Source organism: Candidatus Methylacidiphilum fumarolicum, assembly GCF_949774925.1.
Lineage (GTDB): Bacteria > Verrucomicrobiota > Verrucomicrobiia > Methylacidiphilales > Methylacidiphilaceae > Methylacidiphilum > Methylacidiphilum fumarolicum.
The window spans coordinates 2419271-2435537 of the sequence record NZ_OX458932.1; the positions used below are offsets into that span (position 1 = coordinate 2419271).

18 protein-coding genes are annotated in these 16267 nt (G+C 39.2%); 17 read left to right on the forward strand and 1 reads right to left on the reverse strand.

Annotation, left to right across the window (positions count from 1 at the left end; genetic code table 11):
* The first annotated feature begins 123 nt into the window (after positions 1-123).
* The 15 genes from QOL44_RS10915 to argH all read left to right on the forward strand — a co-directional run bounded on the left by QOL44_RS10915 (position 124) and on the right by argH (position 12137).
* A complete protein-coding gene (locus QOL44_RS10915) occupies positions 124-924 on the forward strand; it encodes a hypothetical protein (protein ID WP_009061813.1) in 801 nt (266 codons plus the stop codon).
* On the forward strand, positions 917-1450 hold the full coding sequence (locus QOL44_RS10920) for a GTP-binding protein (RefSeq protein WP_134372481.1): 534 nt from the start codon (positions 917-919) through the stop codon (positions 1448-1450). Before QOL44_RS10915 ends, QOL44_RS10920 begins: the two co-directional genes overlap by 8 nt.
* A 154-nt stretch (positions 1451-1604) precedes the next feature.
* On the forward strand, positions 1605-1979 hold the full coding sequence (locus QOL44_RS10925) for a roadblock/LC7 domain-containing protein (protein ID WP_009061816.1): 375 nt from the start codon (positions 1605-1607) through the stop codon (positions 1977-1979).
* A 69-nt stretch (positions 1980-2048) separates the two neighbouring features.
* Positions 2049-2906, forward strand: a complete 858-nt coding sequence (gene atpB / locus QOL44_RS10930; protein ID WP_009061818.1) for a F0F1 ATP synthase subunit A — start codon at positions 2049-2051, stop codon at positions 2904-2906.
* Between the two features lie 176 nt (positions 2907-3082).
* On the forward strand, positions 3083-3295 hold the full coding sequence (locus QOL44_RS10935; RefSeq protein ID WP_009061820.1) for an ATPase: 213 nt from the start codon (positions 3083-3085) through the stop codon (positions 3293-3295).
* A gap of 12 nt (positions 3296-3307) precedes the next feature.
* The gene (gene atpF / locus QOL44_RS10940) at positions 3308-3838 is read left to right on the forward strand and encodes a F0F1 ATP synthase subunit B (protein WP_009061822.1); all 531 of its coding nucleotides are present in this window, start codon (positions 3308-3310) and stop codon (positions 3836-3838) included.
* Between the two features lie 29 nt (positions 3839-3867).
* Complete coding sequence (locus QOL44_RS10945; protein ID WP_009061824.1) at positions 3868-4263, forward strand: F0F1 ATP synthase subunit delta; 396 nt, start codon at positions 3868-3870, stop codon at positions 4261-4263.
* A gap of 53 nt (positions 4264-4316) precedes the next feature.
* Positions 4317-5870: a F0F1 ATP synthase subunit alpha gene (gene atpA / locus QOL44_RS10950; RefSeq protein ID WP_009061829.1), complete on the forward strand. Its 1554-nt coding sequence runs from the start codon at positions 4317-4319 to the stop codon at positions 5868-5870.
* 19 nt (positions 5871-5889) lie between these two features.
* Entirely contained in the window at positions 5890-6771 is an 882-nt protein-coding gene (gene atpG, locus QOL44_RS10955; protein WP_009061832.1) for an ATP synthase F1 subunit gamma, read from the forward strand.
* 24 nt (positions 6772-6795) lie between these two features.
* Positions 6796-8199 (forward strand): F0F1 ATP synthase subunit beta, encoded by a 1404-nt coding sequence (gene atpD, locus QOL44_RS10960; RefSeq protein WP_009061833.1) that lies wholly within the window; start codon positions 6796-6798, stop codon positions 8197-8199.
* A 6-nt stretch (positions 8200-8205) separates the two neighbouring features.
* Positions 8206-8643, forward strand: coding sequence for an ATP synthase F1 subunit epsilon (atpC, locus tag QOL44_RS10965; RefSeq protein ID WP_009061834.1), 438 nt, complete (start codon positions 8206-8208; stop codon positions 8641-8643).
* A gap of 86 nt (positions 8644-8729) precedes the next feature.
* Positions 8730-9035 carry a gamma-butyrobetaine hydroxylase-like domain-containing protein gene (locus tag QOL44_RS10970; RefSeq protein WP_009061835.1) on the forward strand — a complete coding sequence of 102 codons (306 nt, stop codon included), beginning with the start codon at positions 8730-8732 and terminating at the stop codon, positions 9033-9035.
* Between the two features lie 12 nt (positions 9036-9047).
* Positions 9048-9983, forward strand: a complete 936-nt coding sequence (gene tilS, locus QOL44_RS10975; protein WP_009061838.1) for a tRNA lysidine(34) synthetase TilS — start codon at positions 9048-9050, stop codon at positions 9981-9983.
* Positions 9980-10732: a pseudouridine synthase gene (locus tag QOL44_RS10980; RefSeq protein WP_009061840.1), complete on the forward strand. Its 753-nt coding sequence runs from the start codon at positions 9980-9982 to the stop codon at positions 10730-10732. The genes tilS and QOL44_RS10980 overlap by 4 nt, the downstream gene beginning before the upstream one ends.
* A gap of 10 nt (positions 10733-10742) precedes the next feature.
* Positions 10743-12137, forward strand: coding sequence for an argininosuccinate lyase (argH, locus tag QOL44_RS10985; protein ID WP_009061841.1), 1395 nt, complete (start codon positions 10743-10745; stop codon positions 12135-12137).
* Between the two features lie 33 nt (positions 12138-12170).
* On the opposite strand, the gene QOL44_RS10990 is transcribed toward argH, so the two are convergent.
* Positions 12171-13856 (reverse strand): cytochrome c biogenesis protein, encoded by a 1686-nt coding sequence (locus tag QOL44_RS10990; RefSeq protein ID WP_009061852.1) that lies wholly within the window; start codon positions 13854-13856, stop codon positions 12171-12173.
* Between the two features lie 360 nt (positions 13857-14216).
* Between QOL44_RS10990 and QOL44_RS10995 the strand changes: the two genes are divergently transcribed.
* A complete protein-coding gene (locus tag QOL44_RS10995) occupies positions 14217-15464 on the forward strand; it encodes a bifunctional 3,4-dihydroxy-2-butanone-4-phosphate synthase/GTP cyclohydrolase II (RefSeq protein WP_009061856.1) in 1248 nt (415 codons plus the stop codon).
* A gap of 41 nt (positions 15465-15505) precedes the next feature.
* Positions 15506-16243: a hypothetical protein gene (locus QOL44_RS11000; RefSeq protein WP_194281593.1), complete on the forward strand. Its 738-nt coding sequence runs from the start codon at positions 15506-15508 to the stop codon at positions 16241-16243.
* The last annotated feature ends 24 nt before the right edge of the window (positions 16244-16267 follow it).

A 16267-nucleotide genomic window follows, 5' to 3' on the forward strand; every position in this document is an offset into this window, starting at 1 on the left:
TGGGAAAGGCTTTGAAATAACTACAGCCAAAAAGATACAGGCAAAAAAGAAGAGAATAAATTTTTTTCTTTGTTTCTTTTTGTTAAACTTTATTCAAATACAAGCTAAGTTGACAACTAAAATATGCTTTTTGGGAAAATAAAATCGATTCCGCTTCCTCAAATTGTTAGAATGATCGGGGAAAAAAGCGGTGTTTTAGAAATAAAATCCCCAGAAAATACTCTCTATAGCTTTCGCTTTTCAAGACGATTGTTTTTAGGTGCCAAAAAACAAGATATGCCAATTGAGGATACCTTTGAACTCAAATCGATGCTTCTGGAATTATCACAAAAAGAAGAGAGTTTTTTTATTTTTAAGGAAATTGAACTACAAGAAGATAATGTTTCTTTTTCACTGCCAGCCGTGCAGCTTATCATCGCCTCTTTGCATTCTCTTCGGGCAATGTATCAAAAGAATCTGCCTATTTTTTTTCCAGATCCAGAAACTGTTTTTCTTTCTACAGGGAATGACCCAAGTTGGATAGGCAGTGAATTTTTTTCCTTTTGGATAGAAGCGGAACCTTTTTTTTCCAAGGGCTCTAGTGCAAAGGAATTAGCCAAATATCTTCCCTTCGAACTCGAAGACATCTTATTTCATCTCTATACGTTACGACTTTTGAACATGATCAAGACAGCAAGCAAAAAAAGGACTTTTTATTTACCCATTTCCGATCAAGCTGATTTAAACAGCATTGAACCCCATCATACTAATCTACATCTTGGTTCTGATTCCCCTGCGACAGGATCCAAACCACCCCCTCTCCCTTCCGAATCTTCGACTACTGCAATCCAAATTTATCGATCTGATCAACAAGATATTAAAAAAGGGTTGCTCCGTAGACTGATTTATGGTTTTAAAAGCTTCTTTAGAAAAATGTATGAATAACCACAAAAATCAGAATATAAAAATTTTTGTAACGGGTCCATCTGGAGCTGGAAAAACTACTTTTATTCGTTCCATTAGCCAGTCCGAAGTTTTAACAACCGATGTGCCTTGTACAAACGCAAAAGGTAAAAAAGAAACCACAGTGGCCATGGATTATGGATCACTCTATCTGGATAGATATTCGATTCATCTATTCGGATCTCCAGGGCAAGATCGTTTCGATTTTACATGGGATATCCTCCGGCAGGGTGCCTTAGGGGTCATTATGCTTGTAGGCGGACATGATCCTGAACAACTCCCTTTATTGAAAAAGATGCATGACAAATTCCTAACGGAATTAACCATTCCCTATATTTTAGGAGTGACCCATCAAGATCTTGCTGAAGTCTGGACACCTGCCGAGGTTGCAGACTATCTTGAAATTGATCCTTTTCTCTGTGTAGGGATCAATGCTTTAGATGAGAATAGCGCCACGGATGTTCTTGTCAGATTGTTTGAGATCATCGAAAAAGAAATAGAGGGATAAAGTAAAGGACCTATTGTTAAATTCCTTTTTATCTTGTTGAGAAATCATGGAATTGGATTAAAAAAAATCCATCTATTTTTCTTGATCTATGCCAAGAAGACAATTATGAAAGTTTTAATTTTATTTTAACCATATAAAAAAGGAGCCTTAAACAATGTCGATATCAGAGGAGTTAAATATCGTATTAGGGGGGCTGCGGAGTGCTGTCCCAGAAATTACCGCAGCATTAATTGCAACCACTGATGGACTTCCTGTAGCTCATTCTTTGAGCTCAGGCGATCCTAATCGACTCTCTGCAATGGCAGCAACAGCATTAGGTTTAGGAAAACGAATTTGTGAAACGTATGGGGGTGGGGAATTTAAGGAAAACACGGTATCGGGATCAGAAGGACAAATGTTTATTTATTCAGCTGGCGGCAAAGCGGTTCTTGGAGTGATTACCAAAACCGGCGGGAATGTTGGACTCATTCATCTAGAAGCAAGAGATGCTGCAAGCAAAATTGCTGCTATTCTTAATCGTGGTATGTAAATACACCATAGCGGATATTATTAAAATTTTTGCTTGACATTAAATTGCACTTATATAAAAAAACAACCAATGATTTTTTGGGCTACTGAATCACTGTCTGAAGGCAAAATGGAGCCTCTCGTGCAGCCTGCGGCAGAAACCTTATTTTGGATAGGTTTCTTGCCTGTTACTAGTTCTATGATCCAAACTTGGATAGTTATGGGGGTGATATTTTTAATTATTCGCCTAGGTACCTTGAGGCTATCTATCATTCCAAGCGGTCTTCAAAACGCCATAGAAGCTGCTGTAGAGGGTTTGGAAAAACTAACTAGAGGGTTGCTTGAACCAAAAGTAGCCGATTGGGCCTTCCCGCTGGTTGCCACTTATTTTATATTCATAGTGTTTTCTAATATAACTGATTTAATCCCAGGGGTGGGCAGCATTGGTTTCGGAGAAAAAGACCCTTCTAGACACCTTCCATTTGCTATAAAACATACCTCCGTTCCCATATTCAGGCCTCCGACCTCGGATGCGAATATGACAACAGCTATGGCTTTAATATTCTTTATTATGAGCACATATTGGGCATTTCGTTACCATCATGGGATTAAAGGAGTGTTCCATCATATATTTGGTGTAAAGGGTGGATTTAAGGGATGGATTGTCATTCCATTGGCCGTTCTTTTTACTGCCGTTGGGTTTATGGAAATCATCTCCATTCTCATACGCCCTGTAGCCCTAGCCATGCGGCTCTATGGGAATATCTATGGGGGAGAGACAGTACTGCATATGATGACTGGAATATTATGGGGGCTACCAGCAGTTCCTTTTTATTTTTTTGAATTCATGGTAGCGATTATTCAGGCATTAATCTTTACTTTGCTTTCTATTGTTTTTACAGGAACCCTTTGCTCTCATTTTGGAGAAGGAGAGTCAAAGGAAGGATAGGGAAGGCAGGGATAATAATCGGAATCAGTATAGGGTATGTTGTCATTGAAGCCGTCTTAAAACTTTAAAATGATAAACACATGAAGCAGATAATTGTTTTCATGTGCTTGTCATAGGATATAAAAATCAATAAAGAAAACTTCAAAATAATTAATTAAACACAAGGGAGATTAAAAATGTTGTTCTTAGCTCAAATGGTAACTGGAAATGTAGCCATAGGGTTGGCTGCTTTAGGTGGTGCTGTGGGAGTAGGTCTTGCTGCATTAGGTGCAGCAGGAGCCATTGGTAGAAATCCGGGATCTTTTGGTCTCGTATTTACTACTGCTTTGCTTGGAATGGCCTTATCGGAAGGATTAGCCATATTGGTTTTTTTCGTGGTTGGAAAGTAAACCGGATATTGTATGGAAAATACTTTACATCAGCTTGGGATTGAGTGGAATAAGCTCATTGCTCAGATTATTAATTTTGTCATCGTGATGTGGGTGCTGAATCGGTTTGCCTTTCGACCCGTACTAAAAATACTGGAACAAAGGAGAGAAAAAATAGCTGAAAGTCTGCAAAATGCAGAAAAAATCAAACAAGAATTAGCCGCAGCAGAAGAAGCAAGAAAGGAAATCTTGCGTAAAGCAAATGAGCAAGCAGCCATGATTGTTGCTGAAGCACAAAAAGCTGCTACCTATCAGGGAGAGAAAAAAATTCTAGAGGCAATTGAAGAAGCAAAGAGAATCCTTAAAAAGGCCGAAGAGACCGCTCGACTAGAAAGGGAAAAGGCAAAGGAAGAGATTCGAAGGGAAATTTTAAACCTTGTCATTGACATTAGTTCAAAAGTTATTGGTAAAACCCTTTCAGCGGAAGATCAAGAACGATTAAAAAATGAGGTCCTCAGTAAAATCCCTCAAAGAGGGGAAGAGAATATTTTTTCTCGAAATTAATGGCTACTGCTTTGTTATGAAAAAATGAAATGAAAATCAGTAAAGAAGCAAAACGACAAGCAAAAGCCCTTTTTAGGTTTTGCCAAAACAATGGTTCTATTGATGAGGAAAAACTTAAAGAGATTCTAAACAAACTATCTCAGGATAAGCCTCGGCACTATCTTGAGATTCTCGAATGGTTAAAGCAATTGCTTGCTAATGAAGTAGCAAAAAAAACCTATGTGGTTCAAAGTTCCACTGAACTTCCAGATCAAGGTAAATCTATTTTTGAAAAGTTAGAGAAAACTTTTGGACCGGCTTTAGAAAAAAAATACCAGATTTGTCCAGAATTAATTGGTGGGATTAGAATTCAAGTAGGTTGTGATGTGTGGGATGGATCAATTGCCTATAAATTGAAAAATATCGAAACGCTATTGAATAAATAATTTAGTGTTGTGGAATAATATCTGGGGGCTATTTTTAAAAAGGAGATTTACATATGGATACTCCCTTACTCCAAGAAATAGAGGAAAAAATATCGGAACTTAAATTTGAAATTGGGAAAACAAATGTTGGGATCGTTAGGGAAATAGGCGATGGGGTTGTAAAAATTGAGGGTCTTAGTGACGCCGGGATGAATGAAGTTATAGAATTTCCCCAACGGTTGGATGAATTTGGACAGCCTATTAGAGCACTTTGTTTGAATTTAGAAGAAACAGAAGTGGGTGGTGTCGTTCTTGGAAACTACCTAGCAATTCGCGAGGGAGATGAAGTAAGAACAACCGGCCAGTTACTTCGGGTTCCAGTCGGAAAAGAACTTTTAGGAAGAGTGATCAATCCCCTTGGCCAACCACTAGATGGCAGAGGACCAATCTTGGCAAGCACAACCTATCCCATGGAAAGAATAGCTCCTGGGATTATTAAGCGCAGGAGTGTCAATCAACCAGTACAAACGGGAATTATCGCTATCGATGCCATGATTCCCATTGGTAGGGGCCAAAGAGAGCTTATCATTGGAGATCGTTCTACTGGAAAGACGACCATCGCCATTGATACTATTATTAATCAAGCACGTCTGAACAAAGCCTATGAAAATGAGAAAAACTATAGGCCATTGTATAGTATCTATGTTGCTGTAGGGCAGAAAAATTCAAATATATCTAGAGTTATTGATACATTAGAAAAATATGGGGCTCTTCCCTATTCTATCGTTGTCGTAGCTGCCGCTTCAGATCCCGTGACTTTACAATACCTCGCTCCATTTGCTGGGACAGCTATTGGGGAATGGTTTATGGAAAATGGAATGGATGCCTTAATTGTATATGATGATTTATCAAAGCATGCGGCTGCCTATAGACAAATTTCACTAGTTTTAAAACGCCCCTCAGGAAGAGAAGCCTATCCGGGTGATATATTTTATCTTCATTCAAGGTTACTAGAAAGATCAGCTAGACTGAATGAAGCAAATGGAGGGGGAAGTCTAACAGCTTTGCCAATTATTGAAACGCAGGCTGGGGACGTCTCTGCCTACATCCCAACAAATGTAATTTCCATTACCGACGGACAAATTTATTTGGAGACTGATCTGTTTTATCAAGGGATTCGGCCTGCTATTAATGTCGGACTATCAGTATCTCGTGTTGGCTCATCGGCACAAATAAAGGCCGTTAAACAGGTAGCCGGGAAAATAAAACTCGAACTGGCTCAATTTAGGGAACTTGCGGCTTTTGCTCAATTTGCAACAGATTTAGATCCGGCAACGAAAGCTAAGTTAGATCGTGGAAGTCGCATCGTAGAAGTCTTTAAGCAGTCTCAATATTCACCCGTTGCGGTCGAATTACAGGTAGCTGTTTTATGGGCGGTTCAAAATGGATATTTTGACAAGATTCCCTTAGATAAAATTAAGCAGACACAGACAAGGCTTGTGGATTATCTGGAGAGCAGAGAGCCTAACATTTTGGAATCTATAAAGGCTAAAAAGGCCCTGGACGATGATATAATCAAATCCCTTCGGGGAGCCCTTGACAATTTCTTTCAAAGTCTAGTGGAATAAGCAACTTGACTGGTTTTATATGGCTACAACTAGGGAAATACGTAGGCGAATCAGGTCTATTAAAAATACCGCACAAATCACCAAGGCGATGCAAATGGTGGCGGCATCCAAAATGCGAAAAGCCCAACAAAGAGCCATAGAAGGAAGGCCTTATCAGAACCTTTTTCAAGAAATTGTTCAAAGCCTTATTCCTCAGGCTGGCCAGCTAAGGCATCCTTTGCTTCAAGCACGGCCTATACAAAAAGAAGCTGTTTTTGTCATAGGAACCGATAAAGGATTATGTGGTCCATTGAATACAAATTTGTTGCGGGAAATTCAGAAGCGCCACAATCCAAACCATCGGTATGTAAGTATGGGCAAAAAGGTAAGAAACTATCTGGCTTTGCTGAAGGGCAATCAAGGAGAAAACCTTCTTTTAGCGGATTTTGAGCTTAAAGATAATCTTTCCTTTCGTGAAGCTAAGAGAATTGGCAATTTTCTGATAGAAAAATATCTGAACAAAGAAATCGATGCCATATCGATTGCCTATTCCCATTTTGTTAATCCTTTAGTACAACATCCTATCTACCGACGTATTGCCCCAATTAGTCAAGTAGAGTTAACGAAGAAAGACAATGCACAAGAGTCCACTCCAGAAAGCTTTGTCCCTTTTAACTTTGAGCCCTCTCCAGAAGAACTTCTGGATAATATTTTGCCCTTTTATATCCATTTGGAAATCTATCAATCTATACTTGACAATTTGGCTTCGGAGCATAGCGCCAGAATGGTTGCTATGAAAAGTGCGACAGAAAATGCTAAAAGTTTATTACAGGATTTATCTTTGGAATATAACAAAGCTAGACAGGAATCGATTACAAAAGAAATTTTAGAAATTTCAACAGCACAATACGCAATTGGATAATAGAATCATTAACAACAAGAAGCGATGAAAAAAGGAAAGGTCGTTCAAATTATCGGTCCGGTAGTAGATGTGGAATTTTCAGATACAGAGGTTCCACCCATCTATAATGCTTTAAAGATCAATTATCAAAAGGAAGGGCAACCAACAACCTTGACATTAGAGGTGCAACAACACCTTGGGGATGGTTGGGTGAGAACCATTGCGATGTCAAGCACTGATGGCTTAAAAAGAGGAATGGAGGTGGAGGATACAGGAAATTTTATATCGGTGCCAGTGGGACCTCAAGTTTTAGGAAGAATCTTCAATGTCCTTGGTGAACCTATAGACGAAAAAGGAGAGGTGCGAGCAGAAAAGCGACTTCCTATCCATAAACCAGCTCCATCCTTATTGGACCAAGACATCAAAGCCACTATTCTTGAAACTGGGATTAAAGTTATTGATTTGATTTGTCCGTTCCTCAGAGGAGGAAAGGTTGGGGCTTTTGGGGGAGCTGGCGTGGGCAAGACTGTGGTTATAATGGAGCTCATCAACAATATTGCTAAAGCCCATGGAGGATTTTCTGTGTTTTCTGGGGTTGGAGAACGTACCCGCGAGGGTAACGATCTTTATAATGAAATGTCTGAAGCCAAAGTGATTGATCTAGAGGATCTATCGAAATCAAAAGTAGCCTTAGTGTATGGACAGATGAATGAGCCACCTGGAGCAAGATTAAGGGTAGGGCTTTCTGGTCTAACTATGGCTGAATATTTTAGAGATGAGATGAAACAGGACGTTTTGTTGTTCATCGATAACATATTTCGTTTTTCTCAAGCAGGTTCTGAGGTGTCCGCCCTTCTTGGCCGAACTCCCAGTGCAGTAGGTTATCAACCCACATTGGCATCAGAGATGGGAGCTCTACAGGAAAGAATTACCTCAACGCGGCAAGGATCTATTACTTCGTTTCAAGCCGTTTATGTTCCCGCTGATGATTTGACAGATCCTGCTCCAGCAAATACCTTTGCGCATTTGGATTCGACAATTGTTCTTGAAAGATCGATTGCCGAACAAGGCATTTACCCAGCGGTAGATCCCTTAGCTTCCACTTCAAAAGCACTAGCACCAGAGATAGTTGGGCAAGAGCATTACGAAGTGGCTCGAGGAGTCCAACGGGTTCTTCAAAGATACAAAGACTTACAGGATATTATTGCTATTTTAGGAATGGACGAGCTTTCTCCTGAAGATAAACTGACGGTCTATAGAGCCAGAAAGATTCAACGTTTTCTAAGCCAACCATTTCATGTGGCTGAAGTTTTTACAGGTATTAAAGGACAATATGTACCTATTAGCGAAACAATCCGAGGATTCAAAGAAATTCTAGAAGGTAAGCATGACGATGTCCCTGAAGGCAATTTCTATATGAAAGGAACAATCGATCAAATTAGATCTTGATGTCCCATGAGCTTTACTTTGCAACTAGTTACTCCTGAAGGGGTGACATTATCAGAGGAAGTAGAACAAGTGACGTTACCTGGTATCGATGGCGAGATGGGGGTATACGCAAATCATGAGCCATTGATTACCCAAATTGTACCTGGAGAATTATCTTATACGAAAAATGACGGTAAGAGATTTTATTTGGCAATTGGTGAGGGTTTTGTAAAGATAACAGCAAAAGATGTATCCATTCTGGTCGATATGGCATTAAGGGAAGAAGAAATTGAGGAGAAAAAAGTCGAAGAAGCCATAGCTCGTGCCCAGGCTGCTATAAAACAAAAGCTACTTGGAGAAGAGGAACTTGCAGCTACGCAGGCCATGCTTCTGAAGTCAATGGCTCAACTTAAAGTAAAGAGACGAAGGCATGGCACCGGAGCCCCACCGGTAACACCTAGCTAAGTTTTATTTGTATTGGATAAAAACCAGCTTTAAATTGCTTATAAAGCTTTTCTCATTTCCCTTTTTTTATCTATATTTACCTATAGATGATCATTCCTCAGCGCTTTGAAATCGTTGGAAATTATTTAGCCATCCAGTGGAGTGACCTCTCAGAATCTTTAATTGCTCTTGAAAAACTAAGAAAAAATTGTCCTTGCGCTTTATGTCAAGGGGAAAGCACCATTTTGACTAAGGCAAAAGCTCCAAAGCTTGCTTTCGGACCCAAAAGTATGGAACTTAAAGAAATACGGATGATTGGTAGTTATGCTTTACAATGTTTTTGGGGGGATGGACATCAAAGTGGCATTTATCCTTTTTCTCTGCTTTTAGAACTTGGCAAAGAAAAGGAGTAAAACAACTAAGCCATGCAAAAGCTGCTTACAAGGAAGCATAGTCAAAACAATCCATTTGCAGAATCCTTGAAATCCATTCCAGAGATCGTTCTTTGTGGAATTTCTGGCGGCGTCGATTCTATAGTTCTCTTACACAGCTTGGTTGAGGCTGGGAAAAAGCCCATTGTCCTTCACTTCGAACATGGCTGGAGAAAAGACGAGGCATTAGATTCTAAACTCGTTGAGGAATTATCGAAAGAACTAAACGTAGAGTTTATTAAAAAAAAATCTGAAAAGAGTTTTCCGAAAACTGAAGCAGTAGCAAGAGAAGAGCGTTTTAGATTTTTTATTGATACAGCTCAAAGAAAGAACTGTTATGATCTAGTATTAGCTCACCATGCAGATGATCAAGTAGAAACATTTTTGATGCAACTACTACGCGGCACGGGCACAAAAGGATGGGGAATGGATAAAATAAGTTCTTTTGGAAAATTAACCATATATAGGCCTTTTTTAGATTTCTGGAAAGCAGACATTATAGCTTTTGCTAAAAAAAACCAATATTGCTGGAGAGAAGATGAAACCAACGACAATGCGCTCTTTTTAAGGAATAAAATTCGCAAAGAATTAATACCATTCTTAGAAAACAGATTTTCTAAGTCAGTAAAAAAGTCTCTTTGGAAATTTTGTGAAATATTAAGAGAAGAGAAAAAGTGGCTTATGCAGCTCACCCAAGAAATAGCCAGTGGGCCATCTCTTCGCTTTTCTGATCTAGAAAAAGCACCGATTGGAAAACAAAGGCTAGCGATTGGGCTATGGCTTAAAAAAAGGGGAGTAGCAGATATCAGTTTTGAAGACATTGAATCGATAAGGAAAATGATTGGGAAACAGGACAAGAAAAAATGTAATTTAAGTAGAAGTTTAGCCGTAATTTTTAAAAACGACGAACTTATTTTGACGCACCAATGAAGGAAAAACCTCCCGTTTTAGAACCCATTAGAATCAACCGGTATCTTGCTTCTTGTGGCCTAGGATCAAGAAGAAGTTGTGAAGCCTTTATCCGTTCTGGTCTTGTCAAGGTAAATGACAAAACAGTTAGATCGCTTTCCCTCAAAATAAATCCTCAGGATAAAGTTGAATTCAATGGTCAAATTTTGTCTCCTCTAAAAAAGGATTATTTTATCTTCTACAAGCCTAGAGGATTCATATGTAGTAAGACAGGGCTCCTTGGAGAAAGGACCATTTACCATATACTACCTCCATCCTTTCAGAAATTTTTCTATGTTGGCAGACTCGATAAGGACAGTGAAGGTCTTATTCTTTTAACCAATGATGGTCTTCTGACCAATAAAATACTGCATCCGAAATTTCATTTTCCTAAAACTTATCTAGTTAGTCTTGCTTCTCCTTTCGACGAAAACAGTAAAAAAGAATTGCTGAGGGGGATGTATATGGAGGGTAAAATCGCAAAAGTTCAAGACGTTCAAATCAAAGAGAAAAACAGGCTAAAAATAATCTTAACCCAAGGGATAAAGAGGCAAATCCGAAACATGCTATCAATACTTGGCTATCGGGTCACCAGACTACAAAGAATCTCCTTAGGTCCTCTAACTCTCAAGGGTCTTAATGTTGGCCAATACCGTCGATTAACTAAGAAAGAAATAGATTTGCTCTATGCAGCCATTGAAGCTGCTTCTCCAGCAAATAAAACGCAATAGTATTTAAACTATGAATGCTGACAAAGCCCTTTGGGGAGGACGCTTTCATGAAAAACCCTCCTCTTTATTTACCCGTTTTAGTCAATCAATAAGTTTTGATTGGCGATTATACCATCAAGATATCCAAGGCAGTATTGCTCATGCGCGAATGCTCGAAAAAATAGGAATTATCGACTCAAAAGAAAGCGAAGAAATTCAAAGCGCACTATCGGAAATATCCCATCAAATAGAGCAGGGACAGTTTCAATGGTCGATGGAGCATGAAGATGTTCATATGAACATTGAATACGCCCTTACTCAAAAAACAAAAGCTGGCTTAAAACTACATACGGCAAGAAGCAGAAATGACCAAATAGCTACAACCATGCGTATGTGGGTCAAAGAAGAAGTCCAAAAAATTTTCAATCTTCTCTGTCGACTTCAAGCCATACTGATCCAATGGGCTGAAAAGCATTTAGACCTAGTTATTCCTGGCTACACCCATCTCCAGCGGGCTCAACCCGTTTCAATTGCTCATCAGATTCTTGCGTATGTTGAAATGCTCGAAAGAGATAAAGAAAAGTTTTTAGCCTGTTATAAAAGCGCGGATGTTTTAATCTTAGGCAGTGGTGCCTTGGCAGGAAGTAGCCTGCCTTTGGATAGAGAATATGTAGCCAAGTTGTTGGGTTTTAGTAAGGTATCAGAAAATTCAATGGATGGAGTAAGCGATCGCGACTTTGTTCTAGATTTTCTTTACGGAGGAGCATCCTTAGGAATCCATCTTTCGCGGTTTGCTGAAGATATGGTGCTTTGGTCCAGTAGTGAATTTGGCTTTTTAGAATTACCTGATTCCTTTGCATCTGGTTCTAGTCTGATGCCTAATAAAAAAAATCCGGACATTTTTGAACTAATCCGTGGGAAAGCATCACGGCTGATCGCTAATCTCAATAGATTATGCATCCTATTGAAATCGCTGCCTTTGACTTACAACAGGGATCTACAGGAAGATAAAGAACCTTTATTTGATTCTGCTGATACCATTGAAAGCAGTCTTGAAATTCTTATAGCCATGATACCAGAACTAAAAATTAAGAGGGCTAATTGTTTGGAACGAGCGAGAGATCCGCTCCTATTTGCCACAGACATTACTGATTGGCTTGTGCAAAGACAGATTCCCTTTAGGGAAGCTCATCATAAAATTGGTGAACTCATTGGTTATTGCGAAAAAAACTCGATTTTATTATCAGAGGCGCCAGAGTCAGTTTTATCTCGGATCCATCCGGATCTTCCTAAGGTTTGGAAAGAGCTTTTTGATCCACAAAAATCTTTGGATAGAAAAAAAACAATCGGGGCTCCTAACCCAAATTTTGTTAGGCAAAGGATTGCACATTGGAAAGAGCAGCTAAAAACGACATATACTTTATAATGTGAAAATAAAAAAACCAATTGAAGAGAGAATTCAAACCTGGATGGGAGAAGGAGGAGGATTTTGTTGTTCTTTTTTCCTCAATCGATATTTCAACAAACAGTAAGCAACAAAACTGATTTCAAGAAAGACGTAGAGCAGGACATAGCCTAGCCCTCCGCTACCAAACCCATAGCTATGCAAACCCTTGCCCAGAACAAAATTCACTCCATACCATGCCATCAACACGCTAAGGAAGCAAAGGACAGAGCCTACCGCCAGTCCAAACTCTCCCCACCAATGAGCAATCCGACCATGTAGCACGGCTAAGTAACAAAGAAGAGTAATTAAGGCCCATGTTTCTTTTGGATCCCAATCCCAGAATCTTCCCCAAGAATAATTGGCCCAAACGCCTCCTAATATTGTTCCTGCAGCCAACAAAAAAACACCTATTTGAAGAGACCTGTAAATATATTTTGCTAACACCCCTTTTTGGAATCCTCCCATGGCTGAATTTTTAGAGGCATTCCACAAATAAATATGACTTAATCCTAGAGCAAGAGCAAAAGCTGCATAGCTTAAAGTGATTGTCAACACATGGATAGTAAGCCAAAAATTATTCCTTAAAACAGGAACAAGGGGTTGGATAGTGGGATCAAAGATTAAAGGCTGAGAATCCACGAGCATCATACAGATTGCTGCAAAAGGACAGGCAGCCATGAGAAAGAATCTGGAATGATAAATCGTTTCAAATACAAGAGCAAAGAACATCACTCCAAAAGAAACCCATACAACCGACTCATACATATTGCTTACGGGTGGACGACCCGCAATGAGGATTCTGCAGATAAATCCATATACATGAAATAGGAAACCGAAGACGGCAAATCCCCAGCCAATTCTATATCCTAATTCAGGCTGCCATCCTCGAGATAAAAGGAAAATAAGAGAGGCTATCCCATAGCAAATCAACGTCCATTTCCAGGGATTCAAAACCGTGTAAGTATGTTCGAAAAGAAGAGAATCATTAGGAGGATATACCCTAGGAGCATAATCCTTAAGTTGTTTAGAAAAAAAAGACGCTTCTTCTTGGGCTTTACTAAAATTTCCTTGAAGATAGGCTCTCTTCATGGAATCGAAGATGACAAGGAGTGATTCGGAAAGTCCTTGAGGATAATACTGAGTTGCATTTTCGATAGTAACCCATTTTTTATTTGGATCCAAGGGATTGGGGATAACATGGAAAATCTCTCCTGAATACAACTCCTCAAATAATTTCAATCTACCGGATACAGCCATCGCCTCTTTTTCTTCTGGATTCAATGAGGACCCTTCAGCTTCAGGTCTATGAAGATGTTTCACTACAAAGTCTTTGAAAAGATTATTTTCTTTAAGCTGTTGAAAAGAGAAGAGTTTCTTTGCTTGATCTATTCCAATATCTTTTCTTAACAAAGGATTATCTACAAGGATAACAGGCTGCCTTTCCCAGCCTTCAGGATGAAACCACAAGGATAAAACAAAATCGGTACTGCCTACTTTTTCCCCTTCAAGGGTTTTTATTGAGTCTTTGCCACTAAGAGAGAGTAAAATTTCACGAGCAAAAACTGTTAAAGGCTTTTTTCTTCCTCCATGCTGAATGGCTATTTGAGAAAATTGATTCAGTTCTTTCCCGAGGAGGGTTGAGGGAAGAATTATGCATAAAATGATAAGAAAAATCCTTAGACCACTTCTATTGATCATGATAGTAAAAAGATAGTAATTACGAGTGAATAGTAAAACAAAAATTATAATCCTCTTCTCCTCTTTTTATAGAGGAGGGACAGAGTGTTCTTGAGAGAAAAGAGCTGTCACACACTATCACACTGGAAAGGATGCGGGGCTTCTTTGACCATAGTCAAGAGCTTGGAGAGTTCACAAGGAATCTATTGCCTTTAGGGAATATGAGAGGACACCTTGATACAAAACCAATTCTTTCTTATCTTGGCAACAAAGAGGGAAGAAAATTTATATTTGACATTTCAAAGATCAGATAAAAAGTTGAAAACAATAAATATTTTTACTTTGTGTAGTCTATAAAATTATTTTATCTACTCTCAAAAGATGTCGGAATATCATAACAACCTTAGCTCCATTCCAGAAGCTTTGGAGAACGTCAGACAAGGCAAATTGGTCATCGTAGTCGATGATGAAGATAGAGAAAACGAAGGCGATTTTATTGGAGCTGCGGAGCTTTGTCATGCAGAAATGGTTAATTTCATGACAAAAGTCGGCCGGGGCCTTATTTGTGTGGCTATAACACAAGAGCAAGCCGACAGACTCAACTTACCTTTAATGGTCCAACCTAAAGATAATACCGCCCTCTATGGCACTCCTTTTACGATATCAGTCGATTATATAAAAGGAACAACGACGGGTATTTCGGCCGATGACAGAGCAAAAACGATTCGAGCTTTATCGCATCCTCACTCTCTGTCTACAGATTTCAGAAGACCAGGGCATATTTTTCCACTGCGTTCTTCTCCTGGTGGAGTCTTGATGCGCGCAGGCCATACAGAAGCTGCAGTCGATTTAGCCAGACTTAGTGGTTTAAACCCTGCTGGCGTTCTTGTTGAAATTATGAAGGATGATGGTACGATGGCCAGGCTAGAAGACTTAAAAAAAATCGCTAGAACTTATAACTTGCCTATCATTACGATCAAAGACCTCATAGCCTATCGTACCCAAACAGAATCCCTTGTAGAAAAAGTCATTTCCGTGAATCTCCCCACAGAATTTGGCGACTTCCAACTGTTAGCCTATAGAAATATTCTAACAAATGAAGAGCATTTGGCCTTAATCAAAGGAAAATGGGATCCCCAAGAACCCGTTTTGGTTAGAGTTCATTCACAGTGCCTGACTGGAGAAATTTTCCATTCTTTACGATGTGACTGCAGGCAGCAACTAGAAATGGCGATGGCAGCGATAGAAAAAGAAGGCAAAGGGGCGATTGTCTACTTAAAGCAAGAGGGGAGGGGAATTGGACTTTTAAATAAACTCAAGGCTTATAGGCTTCAAGATGCCGGAATGGATACTGTAGAGGCCAATTTGGCTTTGGCATTTGCTGCCGACAATAGAGATTATGGCATTGGTTGTCAGATTTTGCGTTCTTTGGGAATTCACAGAATTCGACTTTTGACAAACAATCCAGTCAAACGAATCGGTTTGGAAGGTTTTGGACTAGAAATTGTTGAACGAATTCCATTGCATGTCAAAGCCAATGAGCATAACAGAAATTATCTTCGAACAAAAGTAGATAAGCTTGGACATTTAATTCCAAAAGAATTAATAGATTCATCCGAGGAAAAATAAGGTTGTGTGTTAAGATGGTAGGGCAGAGGGTACAAAAGCAAATGATCAGCTGCTTAAATCATCTAGTGAGATTGGGCTTTTTGTTCATAGCTGGCAGTTGTGCTTTCTTTTTGCTTTTTCCTAATGCCTATGGTGGTTCCAATGAAGACAAACCTGAAGAATGGATTGTCGTCAGCGGTGGACCTGCTTTACGTTTTTTTGAGCATGGTAAAGCAGATTCTCACGACAAATACTGGGGAAATTTTATTCGAGCCTCTGTCGCACGCATTGAGCAACTTCAATTATCCAAACCTAAGAATGTAGAAATTAGTTGGCTTGTTTTTCGTCCTGGCTATCAGAGAAGGAGTCAAGAAGAAAAACTTGATATTTTATCACAGATTTTGGCTCAAGCTGATGCTCTTGGAGTGCAACTTTTTTGGTTTGATACCAAAGAGGAACTTGTAAATTATCTGAATTTTGGGAAAGACAGAAAACGTGAACCGATTGGGAATTTTGATTATTTTGGACATTCTAATAAAGCTTGTTTTATGTTCGATTACAGTTCGCAATTTGATAATCTTTCTCAAGAATTCCTTCATGAGAAAGAATTGTCTTTAATTGAAAAGAAAATTTTTACAAAAAAAGCGACTATAAAAAGCTGGGGCTGTCATTCTGGAGAATTTTTCTCTCAAAGATGGAAAAAACGGTTTGGCATACCAATGGTGGGTGCCGTGGGCAAAACAGATTATACAAGTGCTAGTTTGCCTTTTTTATCAAAAACTGGTCGATGGACCCAATGAGAAGACTCCTAGCCTTTTTATTTT

Bases quoted from the DNA above. Each gene is read 5' to 3' on its own strand.
- atpC (WP_009061834.1), top strand. From the start codon at position 8,206: ATGAGCTTTACTTTGCAACTAGTTACTCCTGAAGGGGTGACATTATCA.
- QOL44_RS10945 (WP_009061824.1), top strand. From the start codon at position 3,868: ATGAAAATCAGTAAAGAAGCAAAACGACAAGCAAAAGCCCTTTTTAGG.
- QOL44_RS10995 (WP_009061856.1), top strand. From the start codon at position 14,217: ATGTCGGAATATCATAACAACCTTAGCTCCATTCCAGAAGCTTTGGAG.
- QOL44_RS10980 (WP_009061840.1), top strand. From the start codon at position 9,980: ATGAAGGAAAAACCTCCCGTTTTAGAACCCATTAGAATCAACCGGTAT.
- QOL44_RS10970 (WP_009061835.1), top strand. From the start codon at position 8,730: ATGATCATTCCTCAGCGCTTTGAAATCGTTGGAAATTATTTAGCCATC.
- atpD (WP_009061833.1), top strand. From the start codon at position 6,796: ATGAAAAAAGGAAAGGTCGTTCAAATTATCGGTCCGGTAGTAGATGTG.
- QOL44_RS10935 (WP_009061820.1), top strand. From the start codon at position 3,083: ATGTTGTTCTTAGCTCAAATGGTAACTGGAAATGTAGCCATAGGGTTG.
- QOL44_RS10990 (WP_009061852.1), bottom strand. From the start codon at position 13,856: ATGATCAATAGAAGTGGTCTAAGGATTTTTCTTATCATTTTATGCATA.
- atpA (WP_009061829.1), top strand. From the start codon at position 4,317: ATGGATACTCCCTTACTCCAAGAAATAGAGGAAAAAATATCGGAACTT.
- QOL44_RS10920 (WP_134372481.1), top strand. From the start codon at position 917: ATGAATAACCACAAAAATCAGAATATAAAAATTTTTGTAACGGGTCCA.
- argH (WP_009061841.1), top strand. From the start codon at position 10,743: ATGAATGCTGACAAAGCCCTTTGGGGAGGACGCTTTCATGAAAAACCC.
- QOL44_RS10925 (WP_009061816.1), top strand. From the start codon at position 1,605: ATGTCGATATCAGAGGAGTTAAATATCGTATTAGGGGGGCTGCGGAGT.
- atpF (WP_009061822.1), top strand. From the start codon at position 3,308: ATGGAAAATACTTTACATCAGCTTGGGATTGAGTGGAATAAGCTCATT.
- QOL44_RS10915 (WP_009061813.1), top strand. From the start codon at position 124: ATGCTTTTTGGGAAAATAAAATCGATTCCGCTTCCTCAAATTGTTAGA.
- atpB (WP_009061818.1), top strand. From the start codon at position 2,049: ATGATTTTTTGGGCTACTGAATCACTGTCTGAAGGCAAAATGGAGCCT.
- atpG (WP_009061832.1), top strand. From the start codon at position 5,890: ATGGCTACAACTAGGGAAATACGTAGGCGAATCAGGTCTATTAAAAAT.
- tilS (WP_009061838.1), top strand. From the start codon at position 9,048: ATGCAAAAGCTGCTTACAAGGAAGCATAGTCAAAACAATCCATTTGCA.
- QOL44_RS11000 (WP_194281593.1), top strand. From the start codon at position 15,506: ATGATCAGCTGCTTAAATCATCTAGTGAGATTGGGCTTTTTGTTCATA.